Origin of the sequence: Bernardetia sp. Wsw4-3y2 (genome assembly GCF_037126295.1) — a bacterium.
Taxonomy (GTDB): Bacteria; Bacteroidota; Bacteroidia; order Cytophagales; family Bernardetiaceae; genus Bernardetia.
Window position 1 is genome coordinate 2,469,386 of record NZ_CP147017.1, and the last position, 25,656, is coordinate 2,495,041.

Here is a 25,656-nt window from a genome sequence, read left to right on the forward strand (position 1 = left end):
AGAATAAGATATTTTTTCATCTTTGAAATAATTTGCATTCTGAAATTAACTGATTACTGACTTCTTAATCAGCATAAAAAATTCGTTTTACTCGCTCACTTACATTGGTCAAAATCTCATACGGAATTGTCCCAATAGTATTGGCAAGGTCGGTTACAGTTGGATACTCTCCAAAAATAATGACTTCATCGCCCTCTTTTGCATCTTCAATATCAGTTACATCTACCATACACATATCCATACAAATATTTCCAATCGTAGGTGCAAGTTCTCCATGCAAATAAACCTTTCCTACTCCATTTCCAAAACGCCTATCATATCCATCAGCATAACCAATGGCAATAGTAGCAATTTTGGAGATACGCTCTACTTTTCCTTTTCTTGAATAGCCAATACTTTGTTCGGGATGAACTACTTTTATTTGCGAAATGGTTGCTTTCAATGAACTAATAGGCAATAAATATTCTTGTGCTTTTTTGGAAGCATCCACTCCATATAATCCTAAACCCAAACGCACCATTTCGAAATGTGCATTTTTGAAGCGAATAATCCCTGCTGAATTGACAGCATGACGAAGGAAAGAATAGCCTAATTGTTTCTCTAATTCGGCAGCCCATTCCTCAAATTCTTTGATTTGTTGGAGTGAAAAATCGTCCATTTGTTCATCATCTGCTGCTGCTAAATGTGTAAATACACTTGCTACTTCTAAGGATTCGCCAACAGACTGAATCAAATCTAACAAAATAGGCAAATCATTTGTCGAAAAGCCCAAACGAGTCATTCCTGTATCTAATTTTAAATGGATTTTGAATACATCTTTTACATCTGCTCCAAACTCTGCTAGATTAAGCTCATACGTTTTTTCTTTTGCATATTCTGCATATCTTTTTAGGGTTGCAACACTATAAATTTCAGGTTCAAGTTTATGAATATACATTTTTTCAAAACTATCTACTGAAGGATTCATAACCATAATTGGCGTTCTTATTCCTTCATTTCGCAGCGAAATTCCTTCGTCTACATACGCCACAGCCAAATAATCTACTCTATGATATTGTAGCAAATGAGCAATTTCGAAGTTTTTTCCACTTCCATATCCAAAGGCTTTTACCATTGCCATAACTCTCGTTCTGGGAGAAATAAGTGAACGAAAATAGTCTAAATTATGTGCTAAATTATTAAGATTGATTTCTAGTTTTGTTCCATGTACTTTTAACTCTAAAGCATCTACAATTTTTTCAAACTCAAATCTTCTTGCTCCTTTTATTAGAATAGCTTCATTACCAAAACGAATATCTCCATCTGCAAAATCACTCAGAAAATCTTCTGTGGTAGCAAAAAACTCTACATCAATAAGCATTTCTGTATCAGGAATAAGCATTCTCTTGATATTTTCTCCAACTGCAATAACACGCTCTACTCCTTTTTTTGCACACAATTGAAATATTTTCTCATATAATCCTTTTTGATTTTCTTCTGGCATATCCGACAAAATAACAGTTCGTTTTGGCTTGTTACTTTGTTGTAATAAAAAATCTAAAGCGACATTGAGTCCTGCAAAATCATTATTATAGGTATCATCAATTAAGCTACAATTAAAAATTCCTTGTTTGAGCTCAAGGCGCATCTCCACAGCTTTTAGCTTATTTATTTTTTCTTGAATTTCTTTTTCTTTGTATTCAAAAAGTAACATAGTAACAACACAATGCAAACAGTTTTCTACATGTGCAGGATTAGAAAAAGGAAGGTAAAAATTGAGTTTTTTATCAGTATGAGGGTCATACAAGCCCACATTTACACCCCCCACATTTGGGTCAAGGTAACGCATATCGACAGCAGATGGATAAATAGCTACATCTTGAGTAGTCCAACCAAAAAAATGAGGGTCACCTTTTCGTTCTTTTAAATAAAGAATTGCTGTATTTACTGCTGAATAAATATCTCTTGAAATAAGAAACTTACAGTGTTCAAATAATTTTGCTTTTTCGGTTGCCTTTTCTATTCGACTTTCAAAACCCTCATCATGGGCGCTTCCTAAATTCGTAAAAATTCCAATATTAGGCTGGATGATAGGCTCTAAGTATTCCATTTCCCCAGGTTGTGAAATTCCTGCTTCAAAAATAGCAAGTGTATGTTCTTCTGAAAGTTCCCAAACCGATAAAGGAACACCAATTTGAGAATTATAACTCTTTGGGCTTTTGATAATTTGAAAACTATCTGATAAAAGCTGTGATAACCATTCTTTTATAATGGTTTTGCCATTACTTCCAGTAATTCCAATAACAGGAAGTTTAAACTGTTTTCTGTGGTGAGCAGCCAGTTCTTGTAAAGCACGAATACTATTTTTGACAAGCAGAAAATGTGCACCTTGTGCTTCCTCATCATTTTTAAAATGTCTTAAGGCAGCTGTTTCGTCTTCGATTATGAAATATCGAACACCTTTATTATACAAACCTTTGATAAAATTATGCCCATCTTGGCGTTTTCCTTTTATAGCAAAAAAGATTGTATCGTGAGGAATAGAAAGTTTACGACTATCTGTTAGTAATTGTTTGTAACGAAATTCTTTGTAGTAATCGGTAATATAAGCGACATTAGAAACGAGAGAAGAAGTAGGCATAAATTCGGTTTTGATATAATTTTATTTGCTATTATTTGGGAATGAAAAGATACGAAATTTTACAAAAATAAATTCTAATTATTGCACTACTTCACGATACTCTCTGACAGCACGAAAAATAGCAGAAGCTAAAATCGCTTGTCCGTATTCGCTATTGAGATATACTTCTTCTTTTGCGTTACTCATAAAACCTAATTCTACCAAAACGGCTGGCATTTTTGTGTTTTGAAGAACAAATAAGTTATGTCCTCTGTCATCTGTTGTTTGAAGTTTTAATACTTTTCTTTTTGCTCGTTCAGAAAGTTGTTTTATCAATTTTTTGGCAAAAATTTTACTGAATTTTATGTCGTGATTATGAATATGAACCTGCGAACCATAAATACTTTTTATAGGATTGTGGTTGGCATGAATACTAATAAATAAATCAGCACTTGAATCATTTGCTATTTTTGCTCTATCTTCTAAGCTCACAAAAGTATCATTTTTACGAGTATAAACTACTTTTACATTTTCTAATAAATTTTCTAAATAACCTCCCAGTTGTAAAGCAACAGGTAAAACCACATCTTTCTCTTGTTTAAACCTTTTTAAGTCTGAACATTCGTTTCCAACATCATAGCCTCCATGTCCTGCATCAATGACAACTACAAATAATTTTTTTTGAGTAGTATCTAAAAAAGAAAAACTACTTCCTATCAGAAAAATGACTAAAAAAGAGCTAAATAAAGCAAAATATTTAATTTTAGAAAAGTAGTAATATTTCATTTTTTGGATAGATAGATTTATAATTACATTTTAGAGACAAACTAAAGTACAAATTTTTTGCTAGAATGTTTTTTTGATTCTATTTTAACGAACCAAAAAAGGCTTTCCATTTTTAAAAATAGAAAACCTAATTTATAGTTTAACTTTAAGAATTTATTAGTCATTCACTGATCATAAGCATATATTTTTCTTTGTTTTCAAAAATTATCCAAAGATTAATAAGCAAAAGAACAAAACCTATAATCATTCCTGAAGAATCTTGAAAAATATGAAAAAATACAATTCCTATAGTAATAGGAAAAATCATGATAGCAGCCAAAGCACGAGTTTTTGGAATGATAATCAAGATTCCTGCAACAATTTCTACGATAGCAATTAGAGCCATAATCCAACCAGATTCTACAAAAGCAATCATTAGTTTGGTAGCAGCTTCTGGCATCTCAGGCATAGGCATGTAGTGAAGAAATTTATTAAGTCCACCATTAATCATCATTAGACCAAAAAGAAGACTGACAATAAAGAGAATTTTACTTTTCATTGTTTTGATTTAAAAAATTGAGTTTATGAATTGATATAAAAGACTAAAATTTTATACGCAATTTATGAAATATAGTTGTAGGTACAATTATAATTTATTTCAAATAACTCAAAAGCTGAATAGCTTCCATTGCAGACCTAACATCATGAACACGCAAAATTTTTGCTCCATTTTGAAGTGCTATTGTATTGAGAATTGTAGTTCCGTTTAAGGCTTCTGAAACAGGAATATCAAGGCGTTTATAAATCATAGATTTACGAGAAAGACCTGCTAAAATAGGTAATTCCAACTGCTCAAAAATGGCTAAGTTTTTTAAGAGAAAATAATTTTGGTCTATCGTTTTGGCAAATCCAAAGCCTAAATCAAGAATAATTTCTTCTACCCCATAATTTTTCAATGTCATTATTCGATTATGAAAATACGTCATCATTTCTGCAATGATATTTTCATAATTGGTTAGTGTTTTCATTGTTTGAGGTGTTCCTCTCATGTGCATCAAAATATATGGTACTTTCAAACTTGCTACCGTTTCAAACATCTGGCTATCCAAATTACCCCCAGAAACATCATTTATCAAATCAGCACCTGCATTTATGGCTTCTCTAGCTACTTTTGAACGAAAAGTATCAATAGAAATGATAGCGTTTGGAAATTCTTTCTTTATAGAATTGATTGGTGATACAATTCTATTTATTTCTTCTTCGATAGAAATATCATCAGCATTTGGACGAGTAGAATATCCTCCAATATCCAAAATAGTTGCACCTTCTTCTAACATTTGAGATGCTTTCTCTAAAACTTTTATATCTGTATTTATTCGACTCCCTTCATAAAAAGAATCAAGTGTAACATTCAAAATCCCCATTACAATTGGTTTTTGTAAGGAAATGAGTTGATTTTTTAGACGTAGGGTAGGGATGATTGAGGTTTGCAATAAGAATTAATTTATAGTTTTTTGTCTAAATCAAATTAGCTACACTAACTTTTATAAATATAAAAGGCAACGTAGCTAATTTTTTTATTCATGTATTTGTACTTAATTATTAAGCATTTACCATTGCTTCTTTTTCTACCAAGTAACGTTCTGCATCAAGAGCAGCCATACAACCTGTTCCTGCTGCTGTTACAGCTTGACGATAAATTTTGTCTTGAGCATCTCCAGAAGCAAAAACTCCAGGAATATTAGTAAGTGTGCTATCATTTTGTGTAATTAAATAATTACTTTCGTCCATATCTAATTGCCCTACAAAAATATCTGTATTTGGTTTGTGTCCAATGGCTACAAAAAATCCTTCTACAGCAATCTCATAACTTTCATTCTTTTGATTATTTAGAAGACGAACCGAAGTTACATTTTCTCCATCTCCCAAAATTTGCTCTGTTTCTGTATTCCAAAGAATATCGATGTTGTCTTTTGTCATGACACGTTGTTGCATGATTTTGGAAGCACGAAGTTCATCACGACGAACAATCATATATACTTTCTTACAAAGTTTTGCCAAATAACTTGCTTCTTCACAAGCAGTATCTCCACCACCTACAATTGCAACCGTTTGTCCTCTAAAGAAAAAACCATCACAAACAGCACAAGCAGAAACACCTTTTCCATTGTATTCTGCTTCAGAAGGCAAACCTAACCACTTTGCAGCAGCACCAGTAGAAATAATAACTGATTCGGCTTCTATTCGTATTCCAGAATCGTCATAAGCAACATGAACTCCTCCAGTTTTGCTAAATTCTACCTTTTCGATAACTCCATAACGCAAATCTGTTCCAAAACGACCTGCTTGTTTATCCAAATCCTGCATCATTTTAGGACCCATTACACCATCAGCATAACCTGGGAAGTTTTCTACATCATTTGTGATAGTAAGCTGCCCTCCAGGTTGTTGTCCTTTATATAAAATTGGTTCTAGTCCTGCTCTAGCTGCATAAATAGCTGCTGTATAACCTGCTGGACCTGAGCCAATAATTAGGCATTTTGTTGTATGTATTTCTGACATAATTCTTTTTTTATTTTTTGGTTGTTAATATAAAAATGTTTTTAGTTGGTTATCTTTTCCCTTTAATCAACGTATCAACATAATTTCATATAAGTTACAAAATAAACGATTTTTTATGAGAAATGGTTTTGAAACTACTAAATATCAGATTTTTATTAGAATTTCAACTCTTCTCCTTCATAAAACTCTAATACTTTTATTCTAAAAATAAATTCATACTTAGCTCTAAGTAAATCAGCTTGTGCAACAGAAAGGTTATTTTTTACTACTGTATACTCTGTACTGTTGGCTGCCCCTGCTTCAAGTCTTTTTTCCATTACTCTAACAGTTTCTTCCAATGCTTTTACTCTTTGCTGACTAGCTTCAAAAGAAGCTTTTGCAGCACGAGCCGAAATATAAGCCTGTTCAATGGTTTGATAAAGTTGAGTACGAACAAGTTGAGAGTTTAATTGAGCATTTTGTGTCTGGATTTGCGCTCGTTGAATGTTATTATCTACTTGAAAACGATTAAAGATAGGAATTTGAAGATTTAATCCTAGATTATATCTAAAAGATTCATTGAGTTGATTAAAAAAGCCAAACTTTTCTGTACCCAAAGCTACATTAGGACGAACTACATAATCTGTTGGAATACCTGTATCATTTGCAATATAACCTAATGTATCTACACCTATAATAGTAGATTGGGTAGGGTCAAAACGTGTTTTTTGATTACTTGTATAATTCGAACCTGCTCCTCCTATTAAAGAAAGTGTAGGTATTCTTCCTGCTTCTGCAATATCAATTCCCTTTTTTGCTACTTCAATGCTGATATCTGCTCCTTTTATATTAGGTTGTGTAGTTTCGGCAATCTGATAGATTTGATATGGATTTTTAGAGTCTAAAACTGCTGAAGGGTCATCTACTTGTGGAGTAACAATATCAAACTCTTCAGTGGGTGAAAGTTGCATAAGTTGGCGAAGTTGTAATTTTGCTAACATTAAATTATTTTCTCCTAAAATAATCTGTTGTTGATCAGCTGCTAATTGTGCCTCCAAATCATATAGATTTGCTCTAGGCAGAACACCTGCTTCTACAAGTTGTGCTGTTCTATCATATTGTGCTTGTGTGCTTGTCTTCTGACGACGAGCATTGGCTGCAATTTCTTTATTCAAAACAACCTGTAGATAGTTACTAGCAATATTTAGCATCAAGTCATTTTGAGATTGTCCATAGTTGAGCTTATCTGCTTCTACTTGAAGTTGATTTTGTTCAATTGTATTCTTTAGACTAAAACCATTAAAAAGAGTAACAGAGGAATTTAGAGACAAATTATTGGTTTGAATACGCTGATTTACAAAGCTATTTGAAAAAGGGTCAATCGAACGTCCCCAATTATAGTTATGAGAAATAGATGCATTAGCATTTGGTAATCTGTTATCTTTTGATTGTTTCAATGCTAATTCAGAATTCTCAATACCAAGTTCACTTATTTTAAGTTGTATATTCTGACGAAGTGCATACGAGATACAAGAGTCAAGTGACCATTCTGTTGTATTTTGAGCAATTGTTTGTCCTGATAACAAGAAAAAACAAACACTAAAAAAAAAGCTAGTTAGTAATACCAGCTTCTTACCTTTTTTACATTGCATATCTTTCATAGTTGATTTAAAATTCTTGAGTATATATTTTCTTATTAGAAGAAGCCAAAATAAATAAAATCTATTTATATAGAGCTACCAAATCAGTAATTGATTTGTTAAACTTTTTAAAAGAAAATTACAATTTTATCAATATTAATTTTCACGAGTAAAAAATGTATATATAAATTGCTGATTTACAGGTTTTTAATTGAGATTGTTAAAGAACATTTAGAAAAAAGTAGACGTAGTAAACAACATCTTTTTTATGACTTTATCATTTGAAAAAATGATTAATAACACTCAATTAAAAGTTATTATTCACCAATCACTTTCTCCTTCTTATATATAGGAACAAAGAAACCAATTTGAAAAATAATATCTCTAGTTTGGATAGTTCGCTCTGAATCTGATAAATATCTATTGAGTTTATAATCAAAAGTATTAATGTTATTGAGTCCGTATCTATATCGTATAGAAGCCTGAATACTTATATTTTCAAAATTAAAAGAAGGAACAATTCCTATTATTGCTCCATAATTAAGCTTTTCAAACTGATTGTCTGAATTTGTATCATAGAATCCACCTACATGTATATTAGGAGCAACTACTTTTCCAAATGAGTTTTGTAAATAAGCAACTGAGCCTCCAGCTTCCAAAGAAAGCGAAAACCAATCTTTAATAGAATAAGAATATACTCCTAATAAATTAAAATCATAAGTAGAAATGGAATAGTCTACTTTGCCTTCTGTAAGAGCAATTTGATATAAAGTGTTATTACTTCTATACTTTCCCACATTAATTTCGGGCTGAATACTAAATTTTGAATTAATTCTATAATTAGTAAAAACAGTAATAGAAGAACCAATACCTGTTGTATTTTGATCATTTTCTAAAGGACTAGCTATTTCAAGTTTTCCAATGCTAATGCCCCCACGAAATCCGATACTAAAATTTGTACGTATTTTTTTTGTAAGTAAGGCAGAATCTAAAGAAGCAGAAGAGCTTAATGCCTCTATTTGTAGAGAATCATTTGTGTTACCGCCTTGAGATTGTGAAAAAGCAGACGAAATAAAAAATAAATTAGTCAAAAGACTAAATAATAATAAAAAAAATAAATTAAAAGAATTTGTCTGTAAGTGATTTATATACAGGTGTTTAAGTGTGTTTTTTTGATTGATGTACCACATAGAATTTAATATTTCTGAAAAAAAATGAAAGAATTTTGATTTTTTTTTAACCAAATGCAACCTTTTTTAGTAGTTGTTGGGTCTTATAAGCATAACAGACAGTTCGCTTGTCTGCAAAGCTACTACATTCGTGATAAAGGCTTTAGAAACTTCTCAAAAAATAATTTAAAAAACTAAAATTTTTTAAGATATAGAATGAAAAACATTCAAATAACTTGAAAAAAAATAAAAATTATTTTTGAAAAACGTTTTGTAAGTCTCAAAACTAATAATTACCTTTGCATTCACAAGTGTAAACTACTAAGTGCGCAAAAAATTGATATTCAATTACACTAAACTCTATTGTTCCATGAACAAAAATCTTTTTATTTATTCATTCAAGTACCTTGCTGTTTTATTAGCATTGGTTACTTTCTCATCTTGTGAACGTGATGAGTTCACAGAAGCAGATGCTTATGCTTTAGAGCAACAACGTCTTGAGCTTGAAAACACTCGTAATCAAGATAACTTAAACAACGATGTAACTCGTTTAGAGCAAACTCTTAGAGTTCGTCAACAAATAGAAGCTCTTACTCGTGCTAATGCAGGTGGTAGAGTTCTTTATTCTGTTGTTGTAGTTCCAGGTAGTGATGCTGCTTTCTCTAGTGGTCGTTTTGAAGAAGTTGAAGGTCTTGACGGTGCTGTCGTTACTGTATCTCAATTTACATCAGGTGATGTTACTGGTCAGTCAGGTATCAGCCAAGAAGTTACTACTAACGCTGCTGGTGTTGCTTCATTCGAACTTTACAGTGGTGAAGTTACTGTAAGTATCGTATCTGATAACTATGGTACTGTAAACTATACAGCTAACCTTACTCCAGATGGTGGTGTTGCTAATGGCGCACACGTTGCTGTAAGTAATGTTATTCCTGTATTTGAAGATCCTACTAATCCTCCAGCTGGTACTCCTGAACTTGCTGAAATCAAAGGATTTGCTTTTGCTGAAACAGATATTACTTTCGGTAATAACTTTGAAGAGCCAGCTCCAGACGGCGTTAAAGTACGTGCTTTCATTGACGTAAACGCTGCTTTTATGGCAAAATACGTTAATCCAATGAACGGTACTGACGAAGGTACTAACATCAATGGAAATATTACTAAGTCAGGTATCGTAAGACGTATCGCTTATGAGAATGCTGTTTCTACTACTGGTACTACTGTTCTTACTGATTTGACAGATGATAGTGGTGTTGATGTAACTGATGGAGCTACTCAAGGTGGTTTCTATAGTGTTAATGTACCAGGTACTGCATCTGGTCTTCCAATTAAGATGAAGTTTGATGATTTCGCTGCAAATCGTACTTACGTATTTGGTAACGGTATCACTCAAACAGGTTCTACTGATGGTGATTTCGGTACAGGTACTAAACGTTTCCTTTACACTCAGAATACTGAGATGGGTGGAACTCAAACTCCAACTCCTTTCTTTACAGGAGAATCAGACTTAGCTGCTGTTTACTCTACTGTAAACTTTGACTTCGTTACTACTGACGCTACTGCTACTGCTAGTATCACAGGTGGTGATAGAGTTTCTGCTATTTCTGTAAGTGATGGAGGTTATTATTATGAAGCTCCTACTGTAACTATCGGAACTTCTGCAAGTGGTGTTACTGCTACTGGTAGAGCTAACTTGGTAGATATTCCTGCAACTGCTACTGGTGATGCTGCTGATGCAAGAGACAGAGGCTTGAAAATGGTAGGTAGTGTTACTGTAACAAGTGGTGGATCAGGTTATGCTGCTGCTCCTTCTGTTACATTTACTCGTAAATCGTATACAGGTCGTGTAGGTGGTGTTCCAGTTGCTAATGGTACTGGTGCTGTAGCTGCTCCTAGCTCTCAAATCACTTATATCCGTATCATGGATGGTGGATTCGGAATGACTCCTTCAGTTGCTCCTGGTACTCCAGTTACAGGTGTAGGTGCATATACAGGTGTTGCTCCTGGTGTTGTATTCAACAACAATATTATTCCAACAGGTGGTTCTTTAGCCACTGCTACTGCTATTGTTGATGAAACTGTAGGTACTGTTACTGAAGTTCAAGTTACTAATGGTGGTGATGGATATGATGACACAAGCCTCAATATTACATTTAATTATGGTGAGAATGCTAATGTCTCAGCAACAGATAATGATTTAGGTGGAACTGCTGCTGCTTTGTTTAGAGTAGGTGCTTCTGGTGAATTACTTTGGAATATATCTGCTGTAGGTGATAGAACACTTAATCACCCAGCTCCAGCTGGAGGAGAAGTAACATTTATAAAAGGATCAAATTATACATTTGTACCTAGTATTACAATAACAGGACTTACTGCTCCTGCTGGTGCAACTCTTCCTACATTTAATGCTACAGTTACTAATGGCGAAGTCACTTCTATTGAAATTCAAGGTGCTACATCTGGATGGGGAGCTGCTGGTGATGAGTTTACTGGTACTATCAACATTAATGCTAACCCTGATGCTGTAGGCGTTTCTGCTGAAGGCTTTACTCAAGGTGGAAGCATTGATAGCTATATCCTTACTAACTATGGTACTACAAATGATGTCTATCAGTCAACTGTAACAGCTGCTGGTGAATCTTTTGATTACTTGACTACTCTTAATGATGGTTCTGGTACTATCGTTGATGGAAATGGTGTTGCTGTAGCTCCTGCTGACTACGCAGAAAATAGTGATTTCATCGTAGTATTTGAAAATCCAACTGCTGCTGGTGGTGTTAATGCTTGGGGTTACCCAATCTTTGATAACTCTGGTAATAGCTTAGTAGGTTTGTTCATTGTAAACCAAGGTATTGGTTATACTAATCCTGCTCCTGCTGCATACAACTTCTGGGTAATTCCTGCTGACCTTGACGGTAACAAAGGAACTGCTTTAGCTGAGTATGCTGGTCTTGCTGACGGTGGTGCAAATGCAAATGCTTCTGCTTCTCTTAATGCAACTAACTTGACTATCACTTTTGATACTCCAGGTTCTGGTTATGCAGTTCGTCCTGAATTCAGACTTTCTGGTGGAAATCAGTCTGCTGAAGATTTAGCTGCTATCAATACAGCTATTAATGGTGCTATTCGTAACAACCTTACTTTTAACGAAGCTGGTGAGATTACTAATACTTCATTATCTTATACAGGTGCATTGCCATTCTCTGCTGCTGATTTAGCTACTAACCCAGTAAACGTTGCTATTAGTGTAGCTCGTTTAGAAAATGAGTTTACTGCTTCTGCTAACAGTCGTAATGGTACTTACCTTACACCTTATGCAGCAGATGCTTCTACATATGCAGCTGGCTTCAAGTACTGGTTAAATAGTAACCCAACTACTGATGCAACTGCGTTCTTTACTGCAATTGCTGGTACTGTTCCTGAAATTACTGGAACATATATTACTCCTCCTACTTTCAATGTAACATTTGGTGATCAAGATGCTACTACTGGTGGAACTGGTACTGCTACATTGAATCCAAGTGCAATGATTGATGGCTTAACTTATACACCAGGTTCTTTCCCTACTACTGCAGTAACGGTTAATGGTGTTACAGTTACTTCATTCTTGTATAATGGTAATGATCCTTACTACAATGCAATGGGTGAGCGTTTCAGAACTATCGGTGGAGCTAGTAGCTTTGACGTATATTCTGGTATGACTTATATCCGTGACGTAAACTACGGTACTGGTATCGAATTAGAATAATTTTAGTCTAACGGCTTTAATGATTCATATTTGAATCCTTTATATATAAAAAGAAGGCTAAGGGCAACCTTAGCCTTTCTTTTTTGTCAAATTATTTTATAAAAATTAATGCTAATCAAATTATTAATTAAAAATTTTATGCGTTATTTATCTTCTTTGTTATTTGTAATTGTTGTAATTACTTTTTATTCTTGTACAGGTTCTACAGAAAATAAAGATTCTGAAAGTGAACAAAACGAAGAAATTGAAACTCTAGCTGCTAACTGGAATGATACTACCACTATGGGAAAAGTAATCAATAGATATTATGAAGATTCTTTACTTAAAGATGGTAAAATAGCTATGGAGATTGAAGATCCTCTTATGAATAGTAGATTGCCTTATCGCTATCCACAAATACAAAAGGTATTGCGTCCAAGATTTAAAAAAGTATCTCCTACTGTAGGTTATATGCCTGTTTTGATGACTACTTCAAAAGATAGTGTAATTGTAGATTTTCAAATTACATGGAAAAAAGGAGAGTTTGTAGTTACAGATAAGTTTTTACAAAAAGTAGGAAATGAGCCACGTTATGAATGGATAGAAAATGATGGTTATTGGGTGCGAAGAGATGTTATAGATGAAGAAAAATAGTGTTTTGTAAGTAATTACTTTCTACGACAAGCCTTTTAATTGAAAAATTAGAAGGCTTTTTTTATATTTTATTGAAAAAGGCTGTTGAAACTAGTGATAAAATTCATGTAAATGGTATTAAATTGATTGTTATGTTTCACTATCTAAAACTATTTCTAATAAATTCCGTTAATCAAATTAATAGAAATTGTATTTCTGACACTAACCTAACTTATATTTAATTGTTTCAACTAGTATTGTTGCTTGAACCAAGTAAATATAAAGTAACATATTTCCATTTATGAAATTACTAAAAGTAGCTTGTGCTGTTTTGAACCAAACTCCAATGCACTGGGAGCGCAATAAAAGAAATATTCTGCAAGCCATTCAGGAGGCAAAAGCACGAAATGTAAGCGTTCTATGTTTGCCCGAACTGTGTATTTCTGGATATGGCTGTGAAGACATGTTTTATTCGCCTAATGTTTTGGAGCAGTCTATACGAGTTTTGTATGAAGTTTTGCCCCACACAAAGGGAATTATTACTTGTTTGGGACTTCCCATGATGTATCAAAACCGAACTTTCAATGCCTGTGCGCTTTTGGTAGATGGAAAAATAGCAGGTTTTGTAGCTAAACGTTTTTTGGCTGGAAATGGAATTCATTATGAACCTCGTTGGTTTACACCTTGGGTCGCTGATAAACATATAAATCTGTCTATTCAAAACCCAAAAACAAAAGAAACAGAAAATTATCTTTTTGGAGATATTTATTTTGATATTGGAGGAATAAAAATTGGTTTTGAAATTTGTGAAGATGCGTGGGTAGCTCATCGCCCTGGACGTGCTTTATCTAATTATGGAATTGATGTAATTATGAATCCTTCTGCTTCTCATTTTGCTTTCAATAAAATAAATGTACGTAAACGCTTTGTTTTGGAAGGTTCTCGTGCTTTTGGTGTGGCATATTTGTATGCAAATCTCTTAGGAAATGAAGCAGGAAGAGCGATTTATGATGGAGGGACAATTATAGCCTCAGCAGGAGAAATAGCAAATATTGGTCAGCGTTTGAGTTTTCATGATGTACTTGTTACTGATGCTGTTATTGATATTAATGCCAACCGAATTGCACAATCTCAGGCGAGTATGAATTTTGATTTGCCTTCTACTCAAGATAATAAAATAATAATTCCATACAATTTTCCAAATGTAGAACCTGAACCGTATGACCCAAGTGAATCAAAATGGGAATATAGTGATTCTATTCAAGAAGAAGAGTTTACACGAGCTTTAGCCTTAGGACTCTTTGATTATCTTCGAAAAAGTCGTTCGAATGGCTTTGTAGTTTCGCTTTCTGGTGGAGCAGATTCTGCAGCCGTTGCTTGTTGTGTATATTTATTGATAAAATTAGGTGTTGAAAATATTGGATTAGAAGAGTTTAAGAAAAAACTCTACTACATTTCAGCTATTCAGGATTTGAGTACAGTTGATGAAATTGCTAAAAAATTATTACTTACAGCTTATCAACCCACCGAAAACAGCTCAAACACAACTGAAAATGCAGCAGATAAGTTAGCAGAAGCACTAAATGCAACTCATTATACATTTAATATTAACGAGGTTGTGAAAGAATATCACAAAATTATTGAGCAGGGATTGGATAGAAAACTCACTTGGCAAACTGATGATATTGCGCTACAAAATATTCAAGCTAGGGTTCGTGCGCCTTCTGTTTGGATGATTGCAAATATTTATAATGCTCTTTTGCTTTCTACAAGTAATCGTTCGGAAGCTGCTGTAGGTTATGCAACAATGGACGGAGACACAAGTGGAGGACTTAGCCCCATTGCAGGAATAGATAAACATTTTTTGAGAAATTGGTTAAAATGGTTAGAAATAAAAGGAGTTTTGACTTGGATTAATGATTCTGAATCGTCTTATTTCAAAATTGAAGCTCTAAAATTTATCAATCAGCAACAACCGACTGCCGAACTTCGACCTTTAGAAAATAAACAAACAGATGAAGATGATTTGATGCCTTATGATTTGCTAGATGCTATTGAAGAAGCTGCCATCAGAGATAAAAAATCACCTGCTGATTGCTTGAAGTTATTAAAACTAACTTTCAAGCAATACAACGAAAAGCAACTCAAAGAATGGACAATCAAATTTTTCAGACTTTGGAGTAGAAACCAATGGAAGCGAGAACGTTATGCGCCTTCTTTCCATTTAGATGATAAAAATCTTGATCCAAAAACGTGGTGTCGTTTCCCTATTTTATCTAGTGGTTTTGAATATGAATTGGAACAACTTGGCAATAATTGATTATCTGTTCAAACCCTAAGGCTCTTAAAGAATCTTAGGGTTTTGTTAGTAAAATGGAAGTTTGATATTTTATTTTCTAAATTTCTCTAAGAAGTCATCTCTTATTTCGTCATTTTTCTTAAAATAATCAAAGAGAAAATTTTTTATTTCTGTTTTGGAAAGAGTATTAAAAATACTCTCTATCTCATCTAAAATATTGTTTTTAGGAAGCTCTAGCCACATTTTAGAATCATGTATATAATACAAAACAGCTACTACATGTTTGCAGATATTTCCATCATACGGACATGTACAATTCCATGCAATGATAGTTTCTTCTTCAATCTGAACATAAACTTTGTAATAAGTTGTTCCCAAAACAATGGCAAAAAATTCTCCTAATCCAATGGTATCTATCTCTTGAATATAATCTTGTTCATAGATATAAAATCCTCTGTCTAAAAAACGAGTTTCGATATGTTTTTCAAAATCGGTTATTTTCATAGAATTATTCTTATAGATTTTCTGATTCTTCTGTTCTAGTTTCTTCTTCTCTTTCTTCATTCAAAAACGAAATATCAATCCAGTAATTTTCTGGGTTTTCTAAATCTATATAAATGGGTAGTGTTTCTCTTTCTTCTAAAAGCTGAGTAGGGTCAGCAGCTAAAGGTTCACTCTTGAAAAGTAATACTCCTGAATTTTCATCTCTTTTCCACTCACAGAGAATAATAAAAGCAGGTTTGTCTTGTAACATAATTTGTGGGTCTTGCACTACTGACTGAATTACACCTTCCAAGACACTTCCATTTTCTAAAAGCCAATTTCGACGGTTAGCTCGTAGCCAAATCATAAGTCCCCAAACAAGCCCTCCTCCCACAAATGCAATTCCTGTAATAGACAAAAAACTCATCCAAAACCACTCATAACGAACAATATGGGTATCATCTGGATTGATAATATCATAATAAATTTCTACTACTTCTCCAAGATTATAACTTGAAAAACGAGAAGCCTCATGTTTTGCATGTACCATTACTTTTTGGCTATCCAAGGCATAAAAACCAATGACAGGGTATGTTTTGTCTTTTGGGAGAGGTTTTATTTCGACTACTCTACCCAAAGTACGCTCATATTTTGTCTGACGAATTTGTTCTTTATTCCAACTTTGTGTAGCCAAAACAAGAAAAACCAAACCTGTCAGAATAAGTGATAAAGCGAGATAGAATGCCGTTCTTTTCATTTTTGATATTTTTTATGACAGCCAAAAAACTGTAAGCTAACCTATACTTAGTAGAAGTGAAAATTAAATAATATTTTTCATCTTAAAAACTATTCACTATCAAGGAATTATATTCGTAATTTTTAATTGTTTATTCACTATGCAAAATACATAAATTTTGTTCACTTTTTTAGCATTTAATTTCAAATTCTATATAACAAAAAACCTAATTCTGTTTTAGAATTAGGTTTGCTTGTTGTTTAAATCAAAAAAGGCTTTTTTATTTGGTTATCTTAAATGCTAAAAATGCCATTCCACATGAGCTTTTGGAATCTTTAGGAAGAAAATTGAGATAATAAGGAGCTGTACGATTGCATTGAAAGGTAATAGAAGTATAAAACTTCTTTGAGCCATCATCATAATTAGAAGCGATAACTGCACCTGAAAGCTCTTTAAAATTAGCAATAATATTTTCTGCGCCACCTTCACTACTCAATACTACAAGTGTATAGGTATTTCCTTTAGTCATAATGACAGTATAATTTCTAAAGTTGTTACAACCTCTACAAGTACGCTGAACACGGTAGCTCTTTGAAAGACGATATCCGTTTTTAGATAAATCTTTCATTATTTTTACTTGAGCCATCGAATCTACATCACATTGAGCATAGGCTTCAGAAGAGCTACTAAAAGCCATAAAGGCAAACAAACTGCACAAAAAAAGGAAAATTTTCATAATTATTTTTTTATAGGACTAGAATAAAATTAGAAACATAAATTTAGTAACACAACAAGAAAAAAGACAGAGAACTATCAGAACTCTATATTTGTCCAAATTTATGAAAGTGTATAACCTATTGTAATTCAATTTACTAGCCAAAATACAAAAACGATTTTATTTTGAAGTAATTTTTAGAGAAATCAGAACATCTTTAGAGTAATTTCAAAATAATTCTAATGATGAAGGTAGTGTAAAAATAGGTTTCATTTGTTGATATAGTTACAATAGAACATGACCCTAGTCTGTATTACCTTTCTATATGAATTGTGTTTGTAAACTCAATTCTAACGAAACATTAAAGATAAACAAAAAAAATAAACCTTAATCTTTATTTTAACTCTTCGATATGGTTTTTGAATCCATTGCTCATAGCTGTTTTGGTAGTTCCATTTTCATCATAAATCAAAAATACTTCTGTATTCTCTAATTTTTCTATCATTTCTAAAGCTTTATCTTTTCCCAAAACCATACAAGCTGTACCAAGTGCATCAGCAGTCATGGCATCATTAGCCAAAATAGTTGCACTTAAAAGATTATGAGAAACAGGATAACCCGTTTTTGGATTGATAGTATGGGGATATTTTTTACCTTCTCTAACATAAAATTTGCGATAATTTCCTGATGTTACAAGAGATTTGTTATTCAAAGTAACTATTGCTTGAAGTTCTCTTTCTGTATTCTGACTGTCTTTTTCTTCTTCAATGGGTTTATCAATTCCTATTTTCCATCCTGTGTTATCTGTTCCTTTTCCATTGGCTCTGAGTTCTCCACCAATTTCTACCATATAATTTTTGATGTTTTTTTGCTCTAAGAAAAGAGCTACTACATCAACTGCATAACCTTGAGCAATGGCATTAAAATTAAGTTGGATATGTTTTTTAGTTTTTTTGAGCGATTTTTTATCAAAAACAATGTATTTATCAAAACCTACAAATTCTAATAAGGAATCAATTTTATCAGACGGAATTTTTTCAGGTTCTTCTATTTCGCCAAATCCCCAAACACGAATTACAGGTGCAAGAGTTGGGTCAAAAGCTCCTTCACTCAGCTCAAATATTTCTTTACTAGTCTTCAAGACGGGATAAAAAAGCTCATTCTGAAAAACTACCACACTATCAATAGTTGATAGGTTATTAAAAATAGAAATCTCAGAATCAGGAATATAAGTAGAAAGGCTCTGACTAAAAGCAACCAAAACCGAATCAATGGCAAGCTGATAATTATTACCTTTTTCAGCTAAGTATTTTATAGTATAGGTTGTGCCTTGTGTTTCTCCATATACTTGGTAGATTTGTTGGTTATTTATATTTTCTGTATTTCGGAATTTGTACACCAAAAACATCATTAAAATAAGTATACCTCCATAAATTGCATTTCGATAATAATATTTCTTTTCCATTTTACCTTTAATTTTTTTAAGATTTTTAGTTGTTGAATCAATCAGTAAGCAAAAATACAAACTATTCGTCTAGTAATTTTGTGTAACTTAACTCAAGTTATAAGTAATAAATATTTCAGATTTTCTAGTCTGACTAAGTAAAATTTTTATTCAAAAAACTAGTTTTATTTTTACTGAGACTAAAGAATTTTTGATACCTCATTTGAGTTTGTTAAATTATAGAATTGTTAAAAAAACCTATTGCTATACTCATGCGTTGTAGTGAAGTCTGAGTTATTAATGAATAATTAAATAAATTTTTAGATTAACTTGCAGTATGTTTTTATTATTCTGATGACTTTCTTTTATACTACTTGCACTACTTTTTGTATTATATAAATGGCAAATTTAGAAAAATCAACTCCTAAAGGAGAAATATTTGACTGGAAAATACTCAAACGTGTTTTCATTTTTGTAAAACCATATCAAGGACGTTTTTATTTTATTATTTTTCTAACTGTTTTGTTAGGAATCATTGCCCCTATTCGTCCTTATTTAATCAAACTTACAGTTGATGATTATATCCTTCAAAACAACTGGCAAGGCTTAAATTTGATGCTTATTTTGCTCTTAGTTTCAGCTGTCGTACAAGTGGGTGTTGAGTTTATTCATAGTTACCTTTCGGGTTGGTTGGGGCAAAATGTAGTGCGTGATATTCGTATGCAAGTCTATAATCATTTGATGGGAATGAAATTGTCTTTTTATGACAAAACACCTATCGGAAGGCTTGTAACTCGTAATATTTCAGATATTGAAACGCTTTCTAATATTTTTACACAAGGAATTGCCAATATTTTAGGAGATATTTTGCAGCTTATTTTTATTTTGGCTGCTATGTTATACCTAGACTGGAAACTGACTTTGGTTACTCTTACTGTATTGCCTTTTCTGTTAGTTGGAACATATATTTTTAAAGAAAAAGTAAAAGATTCCTTTAATGATGTTCGTACTGCTGTTTCGAATCTCAATTCATTTGTACAAGAACACGTAACAGGAATGGCAATTGTTCAGATTTTTAATAGTGAAAAACGAGAACACAAAAAGTTTGAGGCTATTAATAAGGAACATAGAAGAGCGAATGTGAAAACGGTTTTGTATTACTCACTTTACTTTCCTCTTGCCGAAATTGTGGGAGCAGCAGGAACTGGCTTGGTAGTTTGGTATGGTGCTTCTAGTGTTTTGGGAGAGCGTATTGAACTTGGAACTCTGATTGCTTTTATTTTATTTTTGGCTATGTTTTTCCGTCCTATTCGAATGATTGCAGACCGTTTTAATACACTGCAATTAGGAATTGTGAGTTCGGACAGAATTCTGAAACTTTTAGATGACAATAGTACCATTCAACACAACGGAACTTATTTTGCCAAAAATTTAAAAGGAAATATTCGTTTTGAGGAAGTGTGGTTTGCCTATAATATGGATTCTACCAAAAAAGAATATTCAGAAAACGGAGATATTCAAGTAGAAACAAAACCTGAATGGGTATTGAAAAATATTTCTTTTGAAGTAAAACAAGGTCAAACCATTGCTATGGTAGGTGCAACAGGAGCAGGAAAATCTTCTATTATTAATCTATTAAATAAATTTTATGAGATTCAGAAAGGAGAAATTTTTATTGATGATAAGAATTTAGAAGATTATAATTTGAATTCTTTACGCCAGCATATTGGAGTTGTTTTACAAGATGTCTTTTTGTTTTCAGGAACTATCATAGACAATATTACATTACGAAATCCAGATATTTCTTTAGAAAGAGTAAAACAAGCAGCCGAATTAGTAGGAGCAAAAGAATTTATAGAAAAACTTCCAAATGGTTTTTATTATGATGTACAAGAACGAGGAGCAACACTTTCAGTAGGACAAAGACAGCTTATTTCCTTTGTTCGTGCAATGGTTTATAATCCTCAAATACTGATTCTTGATGAAGCGACTTCTTCAGTAGATTCTGAAACAGAAGAATTAATTCAAAATGCAATTGATAAAATGATGGAAGGAAGAACAGCTATCGTAATTGCTCATAGATTAGCAACTATCCAAAAGGCTGATAAAATTATGGTTTTGGATAAAGGCGAGATAAAAGAAAGTGGCTCACATGAAGAACTTTTAAAACTGGGTGGATATTATAACACACTTTATGAAATGCAGTTTTTGCAGGCTGAAAAAGGCTAGATTTTTTATTTGATAAAAAAAATGTCAGTTCATTCTTATAAGATTGAACTGACATTTACTTTTTTGTTATTCCTCTTCATCATTATGTTCCTCTATTATTCCATAATCTTCTTGATTGTAATCTTGACCTTGGGCATAATAATCTGGACGCACATAATTCGGATAAATCTGAAAATGACGAGCTGCAATTAGTTCGATTAATTTTTCTTTTAGCTCTTCAATATTCTGATTTTTGACTGCTGAAACAAAAACAGTATTTTTTGTATCACTTCCCAAATAAGAATCTTTGAGTTCTTCCAAAGTTGGAGGACAAACCAAATAATTCTGACCTACCTGAACATCATTCGTATAAGCATCAATTTTATTAAATACTAAAAGTGTCGGTTTGTCTGATGCTCCTAATTCTTTGAGCGTTTCCTGAACTACTTTTATATGCTCTTCGAAAGCAGGGTGCGAAATATCAACTACATGAATCAGAACATCAGCCTCTACAATTTCCTTCAAAGTAGATTTGAAACTTTCGATAAGCATAGTTGGTAGTTTTCTGATAAAACCAACTGTATCAGAAAGTAAGAATGGAATTCCTTGCCAAAAAACTTTACGTACTGTAGAATCTACGGTAGCAAAAAGTTTGTTTTCAGCAAAAACATCAGAACCACTAAGAATCTGCATCAATGTAGATTTTCCAACATTGGTGTAACCTACTAAAGAAACACGAACTACTTTATGACGCTGTTTGCGGCGTGTTTCATCTTGCTTTTCAATTTTCTTTAATCGCTCTTTCAAAAGCGTAATTCTATCTCTAACAATACGACGGTCAGTTTCAATCTCTTTTTCACCTGCTCCACGCTGTCCTACACCACCACGCTGACGAGAAAGGTGAGTCCACATATTAGTAAGACGTGGTAAAAGATATTGATAACGAGCTAGTTCTACTTGTGTACTTGCCTGTGACGTTTGTGCTCTGTGTTTAAAAATCTCTAAAATAAGTGTACTTCTATCAAAGACTTGTTTGTTTTCGAATTCCCTACCTATATTTCGAACGTGGCGAGGTGAAAGCTCATCATCAAAAATAACAGTATCAATTTCTTTTGATTCCATATATTCTCTGATTTCTTCTATTTTTCCACTTCTTACAAAAGTAGTTGTGTCGGGCGTATCTAATTGTTGTGTAAAACGTTTTACACACTGAATGCCAAGCGTTTCTGCCAAAAATTCTAATTCATCTAAATATTCTTGTGATTTTTGTGAGTTTTGTGTCTGGTTTACAATTCCTACCAAAACGGCTGTTTCGGGTTTTATATTTTCGGTTTCTAACATATATTTTTTTATGTAAAGATATAAATGTTTTCTGTATTGATTTTATTGAATATGAAACTTGAAATTTTTAAATTTTGTTTGCTTTTACATTTTTTGATAGACTAACTTTTAACTCTCTAAACTAATAACTAAAAGAGATTAGCTATTCAGAACATACGATGCATAAAATTCGTTCAGTATTGTCTTTTAGATCTAAACTATTTATTTAACAAATAGAGAAATAGTATTCTGTATAAATTTCCTTTTCCATAAAGTAAAGTTTGCAAATCCTATTTTATGGAAAACACACAGCCTTTGTTTTAGTATAGTGACCCAACAAACAAATGTAAATTCAATTACTTTAACTGATTGAACCAGATTTAGTTCTTTTAAATAAACGACGTAGTCTTGAGTGAAGCTAAACACAAATAAGACAATTAATCGTGATAACGTTTAATAATCTGAAATTATTTTTTACTACGTATATCGCTTACGTTCTGCGCTCTTAATTTTGTAGTATCCTTAAAAGCAAAGGAAGCAAAAACAAGGCAAGAAAAATAATTTAGAAAAAAGTCAAAAAAACTTCAAATTATTTTTTACTACGTAAATCGCTTACGTTCTGCGCTCTTAATTTTGTAATATCCTAAAAGGACAAAATAAAATTTTGATTTTTAAAATAGTGAAAAATTAGCTTTTTTTTAGAAAATAATCTTTACTACGTAAATCGCTTACGTTCTACGACGTTAATTTTGTAATATCCTTAAAAGGAAAAATAATTTAGTAAATAATTTATCACTCTTATATATATTTCAATTATGGCAAAAGGAGCCGACGACCAAAAAAAGAAACTAGAGGCACTAAAAGTAACTTTAGCTAAACTAGACAAAACATACGGAAAAGGAACAGTCATGAAATTGACTGATGATAATGTAGTAGATATTCCAAGCATCTCAACAGGTTCACTAGGACTTGATATTGCTTTAGGAATTGGAGGATTACCTCGTGGTAGAGTAGTAGAAATTTATGGACCAGAATCTTCAGGTAAAACTACCCTTACACTACACGCTATTGCAGAAGCTCAAAAACAAGGTGGTTTGGCTGCCTTTATTGACGCAGAACACGCTTTTGATAGACAATATGCTCAAAATTTAGGTGTAGATTTGGACAACCTTCTTATCTCTCAACCTGATAATGGAGAGCAGGCATTAGAAATTGCTGAACAGCTTATTCGTTCAACTGCCATTGATATTGTAGTAATTGACTCTGTGGCTGCTCTTGTACCAAAAGCAGAATTAGAAGGTGATATGGGAGATTCGAAAATGGGTCTTCAAGCACGTTTGATGTCTCAAGCACTTCGTAAACTAACAGGTGTAATTAGCAAAACACAATGTACTTGTATTTTTATTAACCAACTTCGTGATAAAATTGGTGTTATGTTCGGAAGTCCTGAAACAACAACAGGTGGTAATGCACTTAAATTTTATTCTTCTGTTCGTTTGGATATTCGTCGTATTGGAGCAATTAAAGACGGAGACAAAATCACAGGTAACCGTACTCGTGTGAGTGTCAAAAAGAATAAATTAGCTCCTCCATTCAAACAAGTTGAGTTTGATATTATGTATGGAAGAGGAATTTCTAAAGCTGGCGAAATCTTGGATTTAGCCGTTGATTTAGATATTGTGAAAAAATCAGGTTCTTGGTACTCTTATGGAGATAACAAACTCGGACAAGGTCGTGATTCTGTAAAAGCTCTTATCGAAGAAGATGAGGTGCTAATGGCAGATCTTGAAGGACAACTTCGTGAACTAGATAAGGCAGCTAATTTAGCTGAAAAAGATGGAAAATCTTCTAAATCTAAAGGCAAAAAAGCAGAAAAAGCAATTGCTGCAACTGCTGACGCTGAAAATGAGGAAGAAGACAACGACGAAGATTTTGTCTTTGAAGACGAAGAATTAGAAGACGGAGAATAATCTGTTTATAGTTCGTTTAAAAATGGATTTACTTCATCTATTTGTTTGATATATCAAAAGACCTTCTGCCTTGTGGAAGGTCTTTTTTATTTTTGTCATTCGAATAAATAAACATAATTTATTTTTAGTGTAACTCTACATTGCAAAATATAATTTGTAATTTGTTCCACGAAACAGTTTATATTCAAATATTAATTAATCCATCTTAATAAATTATATATGCAAAATAAAGTTCATAAAAAACCACCTAATCAAATGCGTGAAATCATGACACAAATGGTGTCTTCAAGATGTTTAAGTATAGCAGCTGAGTTAGGCATTGCTGATATAGTTGGTAATGAGGCAAAATCTATTGCTCAAATAAGTAAAGAACTACAATTAAATGAAAATGCTTTATATCGTTTAATCAGAGTTTTGGCTATACAAGGAATTTTTGAACTTGATGACAACAAAATGGTTTCCAACAATGATGTTTCTTATTTTTTGCAGGAAGAAACAGATGGTTCTCAACGAAATTTTGCACGGATGATGGGAAGCCCATGGATGTGGAAGATATTTAATAATCTAGAACATTCTATCAATACAGGCAATTCAGCTTCTGAAAAAGCTATGGGATTCGAAAATTTATTTGAATATTTTAAAAAAGATAGTCCCAAAGATGGAAAGGTATTTAGTCAGGCTATGTCTAGTTTTTCATACTCTTTTGACAAACCTTTGGTTAATGCTTACGATTTTAGTAATTGTAAAAGTGTTGTGGATTTAGGAGGAGCAGAAGGACAATTATTAAAGGTAATAAAACAAAATTATCCACATATTAAACCTATTTTATTCGATTTGCCTCATGCCATTGCTCAAGCTAAAGCAAATGATAGAGAAGAAGTTTTAGAATATGTAGAAGGTGATTTTTTTAAATCTATTCCTGCTAACATAGATTGTTATGTAATAAAATATGTGTTACATAACTGGAATGATGAAGATTGTATCAAAATTCTCAAAAAATGTAGAGAAGCAATTTCATCGAATGGACATTTATTGATTATGGATATTTTGATAAAAGAAGATCAACCTCAAATATTTGAAAAATCTTTAGATATTGTTATGTTATTGCTTCTAGGAGCAAAAGAACGTACAAAACAAGAGTTTGAAGAGTTGTTAGAAAAAGCAGGTTTTAAAATAAACAATGTTTATCCAACTCAAAGTCCTTTAAGTATTATTGAAGCAGTTCCTGTGTAAATTATAAAAAGTGAAAAGTTTAATTATTAATATACTTTTAAAGTATCAGATATAGCATAGTAACTTATAGATTATTCTCATAAAAAAGACTTTCTAATTTATTGGAAGGTCTTTTTTGTATCAAATTTTATCTTTTATGACATGGCTTATCGTGCAAAACAAGTTTACATCCTTAAT

The 25,656-nt window shown here is 32.5% G+C and carries 18 protein-coding genes; 6 read left to right on the plus strand and 12 right to left on the minus strand.

What is annotated here, in order from left to right:
- Positions 1-64 precede the first annotated feature (64 nt).
- The 7 genes from V9L05_RS10050 to V9L05_RS10080 form a co-directional block, all read right to left on the minus strand.
- Entirely contained in the window at positions 65-2,620 is a 2,556-nt protein-coding gene (locus V9L05_RS10050; protein WP_338793380.1) for a bifunctional UDP-N-acetylmuramoyl-tripeptide:D-alanyl-D-alanine ligase/alanine racemase, read from the minus strand.
- A gap of 78 nt (positions 2,621-2,698) precedes the next feature.
- Positions 2,699-3,385 carry an N-acetylmuramoyl-L-alanine amidase gene (locus V9L05_RS10055; RefSeq protein ID WP_338815371.1) on the minus strand — a complete coding sequence of 229 codons (687 nt, stop codon included), beginning with the start codon at positions 3,383-3,385 and terminating at the stop codon, positions 2,699-2,701.
- Positions 3,386-3,545: 160 nt separating this feature from the next.
- Positions 3,546-3,923 (minus strand): DoxX family membrane protein, encoded by a 378-nt coding sequence (locus V9L05_RS10060; protein ID WP_338815372.1) that lies wholly within the window; start codon positions 3,921-3,923, stop codon positions 3,546-3,548.
- Positions 3,924-4,017: 94 nt separating this feature from the next.
- Complete coding sequence (gene folP / locus V9L05_RS10065; RefSeq protein WP_338815420.1) at positions 4,018-4,788, minus strand: dihydropteroate synthase; 771 nt, start codon at positions 4,786-4,788, stop codon at positions 4,018-4,020.
- A 178-nt stretch (positions 4,789-4,966) separates the two neighbouring features.
- Positions 4,967-5,926, minus strand: a complete 960-nt coding sequence (gene trxB, locus V9L05_RS10070; protein WP_338815373.1) for a thioredoxin-disulfide reductase — start codon at positions 5,924-5,926, stop codon at positions 4,967-4,969.
- Between the two features lie 155 nt (positions 5,927-6,081).
- Positions 6,082-7,566 carry a TolC family protein gene (locus tag V9L05_RS10075; RefSeq protein ID WP_338815374.1) on the minus strand — a complete coding sequence of 495 codons (1,485 nt, stop codon included), beginning with the start codon at positions 7,564-7,566 and terminating at the stop codon, positions 6,082-6,084.
- A gap of 296 nt (positions 7,567-7,862) precedes the next feature.
- Positions 7,863-8,636 (minus strand): porin family protein, encoded by a 774-nt coding sequence (locus V9L05_RS10080; protein ID WP_338815375.1) that lies wholly within the window; start codon positions 8,634-8,636, stop codon positions 7,863-7,865.
- A 448-nt stretch (positions 8,637-9,084) separates the two neighbouring features.
- Here V9L05_RS10080 and V9L05_RS10085 point away from each other — a divergent pair, with 448 nt between their 5' ends.
- The 3 genes from V9L05_RS10085 to nadE all read left to right on the plus strand — a co-directional run bounded on the left by V9L05_RS10085 (position 9,085) and on the right by nadE (position 15,391).
- Positions 9,085-12,459 carry a hypothetical protein gene (locus tag V9L05_RS10085; protein ID WP_338815376.1) on the plus strand — a complete coding sequence of 1,125 codons (3,375 nt, stop codon included), beginning with the start codon at positions 9,085-9,087 and terminating at the stop codon, positions 12,457-12,459.
- A 138-nt stretch (positions 12,460-12,597) separates the two neighbouring features.
- Positions 12,598-13,092 (plus strand): hypothetical protein, encoded by a 495-nt coding sequence (locus V9L05_RS10090; RefSeq protein WP_338815377.1) that lies wholly within the window; start codon positions 12,598-12,600, stop codon positions 13,090-13,092.
- Positions 13,093-13,372: 280 nt separating this feature from the next.
- Positions 13,373-15,391, plus strand: coding sequence for an NAD(+) synthase (gene nadE / locus V9L05_RS10095; protein WP_338815378.1), 2,019 nt, complete (start codon positions 13,373-13,375; stop codon positions 15,389-15,391).
- 69 nt (positions 15,392-15,460) lie between these two features.
- On the opposite strand, the gene V9L05_RS10100 is transcribed toward nadE, so the two are convergent.
- The 4 genes from V9L05_RS10100 to V9L05_RS10115 form a co-directional block, all read right to left on the minus strand.
- A complete protein-coding gene (locus tag V9L05_RS10100) occupies positions 15,461-15,874 on the minus strand; it encodes an SWIM zinc finger family protein (RefSeq protein WP_338815379.1) in 414 nt (137 codons plus the stop codon).
- Between the two features lie 10 nt (positions 15,875-15,884).
- Positions 15,885-16,610 (minus strand): DUF3592 domain-containing protein, encoded by a 726-nt coding sequence (locus V9L05_RS10105; RefSeq protein ID WP_338815380.1) that lies wholly within the window; start codon positions 16,608-16,610, stop codon positions 15,885-15,887.
- A gap of 259 nt (positions 16,611-16,869) precedes the next feature.
- Complete coding sequence (locus V9L05_RS10110) at positions 16,870-17,325, minus strand: hypothetical protein (RefSeq protein WP_338815381.1); 456 nt, start codon at positions 17,323-17,325, stop codon at positions 16,870-16,872.
- A 373-nt stretch (positions 17,326-17,698) separates the two neighbouring features.
- Positions 17,699-18,769, minus strand: coding sequence for an FAD:protein FMN transferase (locus V9L05_RS10115; RefSeq protein WP_338793367.1), 1,071 nt, complete (start codon positions 18,767-18,769; stop codon positions 17,699-17,701).
- A 378-nt stretch (positions 18,770-19,147) separates the two neighbouring features.
- On the opposite strand from V9L05_RS10115, the gene V9L05_RS10120 reads away from it, so the two are divergent.
- The gene (locus V9L05_RS10120; protein WP_338815382.1) at positions 19,148-20,977 is read left to right on the plus strand and encodes an ABC transporter ATP-binding protein; all 1,830 of its coding nucleotides are present in this window, start codon (positions 19,148-19,150) and stop codon (positions 20,975-20,977) included.
- A gap of 66 nt (positions 20,978-21,043) precedes the next feature.
- Here the strand turns inward: V9L05_RS10120 and hflX are convergent, their stop codons facing one another.
- Complete coding sequence (gene hflX / locus V9L05_RS10125) at positions 21,044-22,297, minus strand: GTPase HflX (RefSeq protein WP_338793365.1); 1,254 nt, start codon at positions 22,295-22,297, stop codon at positions 21,044-21,046.
- A gap of 794 nt (positions 22,298-23,091) precedes the next feature.
- Here hflX and recA point away from each other — a divergent pair.
- A complete protein-coding gene (gene recA / locus V9L05_RS10130) occupies positions 23,092-24,246 on the plus strand; it encodes a recombinase RecA (RefSeq protein WP_338793364.1) in 1,155 nt (384 codons plus the stop codon).
- A gap of 219 nt (positions 24,247-24,465) precedes the next feature.
- Positions 24,466-25,479 (plus strand): methyltransferase, encoded by a 1,014-nt coding sequence (locus V9L05_RS10135; protein ID WP_338815383.1) that lies wholly within the window; start codon positions 24,466-24,468, stop codon positions 25,477-25,479.
- The last annotated feature ends 177 nt before the right edge of the window (positions 25,480-25,656 follow it).

Bases quoted from the DNA above. Each gene is read 5' to 3' on its own strand.
- V9L05_RS10050 (WP_338793380.1), bottom strand. From the start codon at position 2,620: ATGCCTACTTCTTCTCTCGTTTCTAATGTCGCTTATATTACCGATTAC.
- V9L05_RS10055 (WP_338815371.1), bottom strand. From the start codon at position 3,385: ATGAAATATTACTACTTTTCTAAAATTAAATATTTTGCTTTATTTAGC.
- V9L05_RS10060 (WP_338815372.1), bottom strand. From the start codon at position 3,923: ATGAAAAGTAAAATTCTCTTTATTGTCAGTCTTCTTTTTGGTCTAATG.
- folP (WP_338815420.1), bottom strand. From the start codon at position 4,788: ATGGGGATTTTGAATGTTACACTTGATTCTTTTTATGAAGGGAGTCGA.
- trxB (WP_338815373.1), bottom strand. From the start codon at position 5,926: ATGTCAGAAATACATACAACAAAATGCCTAATTATTGGCTCAGGTCCA.
- V9L05_RS10075 (WP_338815374.1), bottom strand. From the start codon at position 7,566: ATGAAAGATATGCAATGTAAAAAAGGTAAGAAGCTGGTATTACTAACT.
- V9L05_RS10085 (WP_338815376.1), top strand. From the start codon at position 9,085: ATGAACAAAAATCTTTTTATTTATTCATTCAAGTACCTTGCTGTTTTA.
- V9L05_RS10090 (WP_338815377.1), top strand. From the start codon at position 12,598: ATGCGTTATTTATCTTCTTTGTTATTTGTAATTGTTGTAATTACTTTT.
- nadE (WP_338815378.1), top strand. From the start codon at position 13,373: ATGAAATTACTAAAAGTAGCTTGTGCTGTTTTGAACCAAACTCCAATG.
- V9L05_RS10100 (WP_338815379.1), bottom strand. From the start codon at position 15,874: ATGAAAATAACCGATTTTGAAAAACATATCGAAACTCGTTTTTTAGAC.
- V9L05_RS10105 (WP_338815380.1), bottom strand. From the start codon at position 16,610: ATGAAAAGAACGGCATTCTATCTCGCTTTATCACTTATTCTGACAGGT.
- V9L05_RS10110 (WP_338815381.1), bottom strand. From the start codon at position 17,325: ATGAAAATTTTCCTTTTTTTGTGCAGTTTGTTTGCCTTTATGGCTTTT.
- V9L05_RS10115 (WP_338793367.1), bottom strand. From the start codon at position 18,769: ATGGAAAAGAAATATTATTATCGAAATGCAATTTATGGAGGTATACTT.
- V9L05_RS10120 (WP_338815382.1), top strand. From the start codon at position 19,148: ATGGCAAATTTAGAAAAATCAACTCCTAAAGGAGAAATATTTGACTGG.
- hflX (WP_338793365.1), bottom strand. From the start codon at position 22,297: ATGTTAGAAACCGAAAATATAAAACCCGAAACAGCCGTTTTGGTAGGA.
- recA (WP_338793364.1), top strand. From the start codon at position 23,092: ATGGCAAAAGGAGCCGACGACCAAAAAAAGAAACTAGAGGCACTAAAA.
- V9L05_RS10135 (WP_338815383.1), top strand. From the start codon at position 24,466: ATGCAAAATAAAGTTCATAAAAAACCACCTAATCAAATGCGTGAAATC.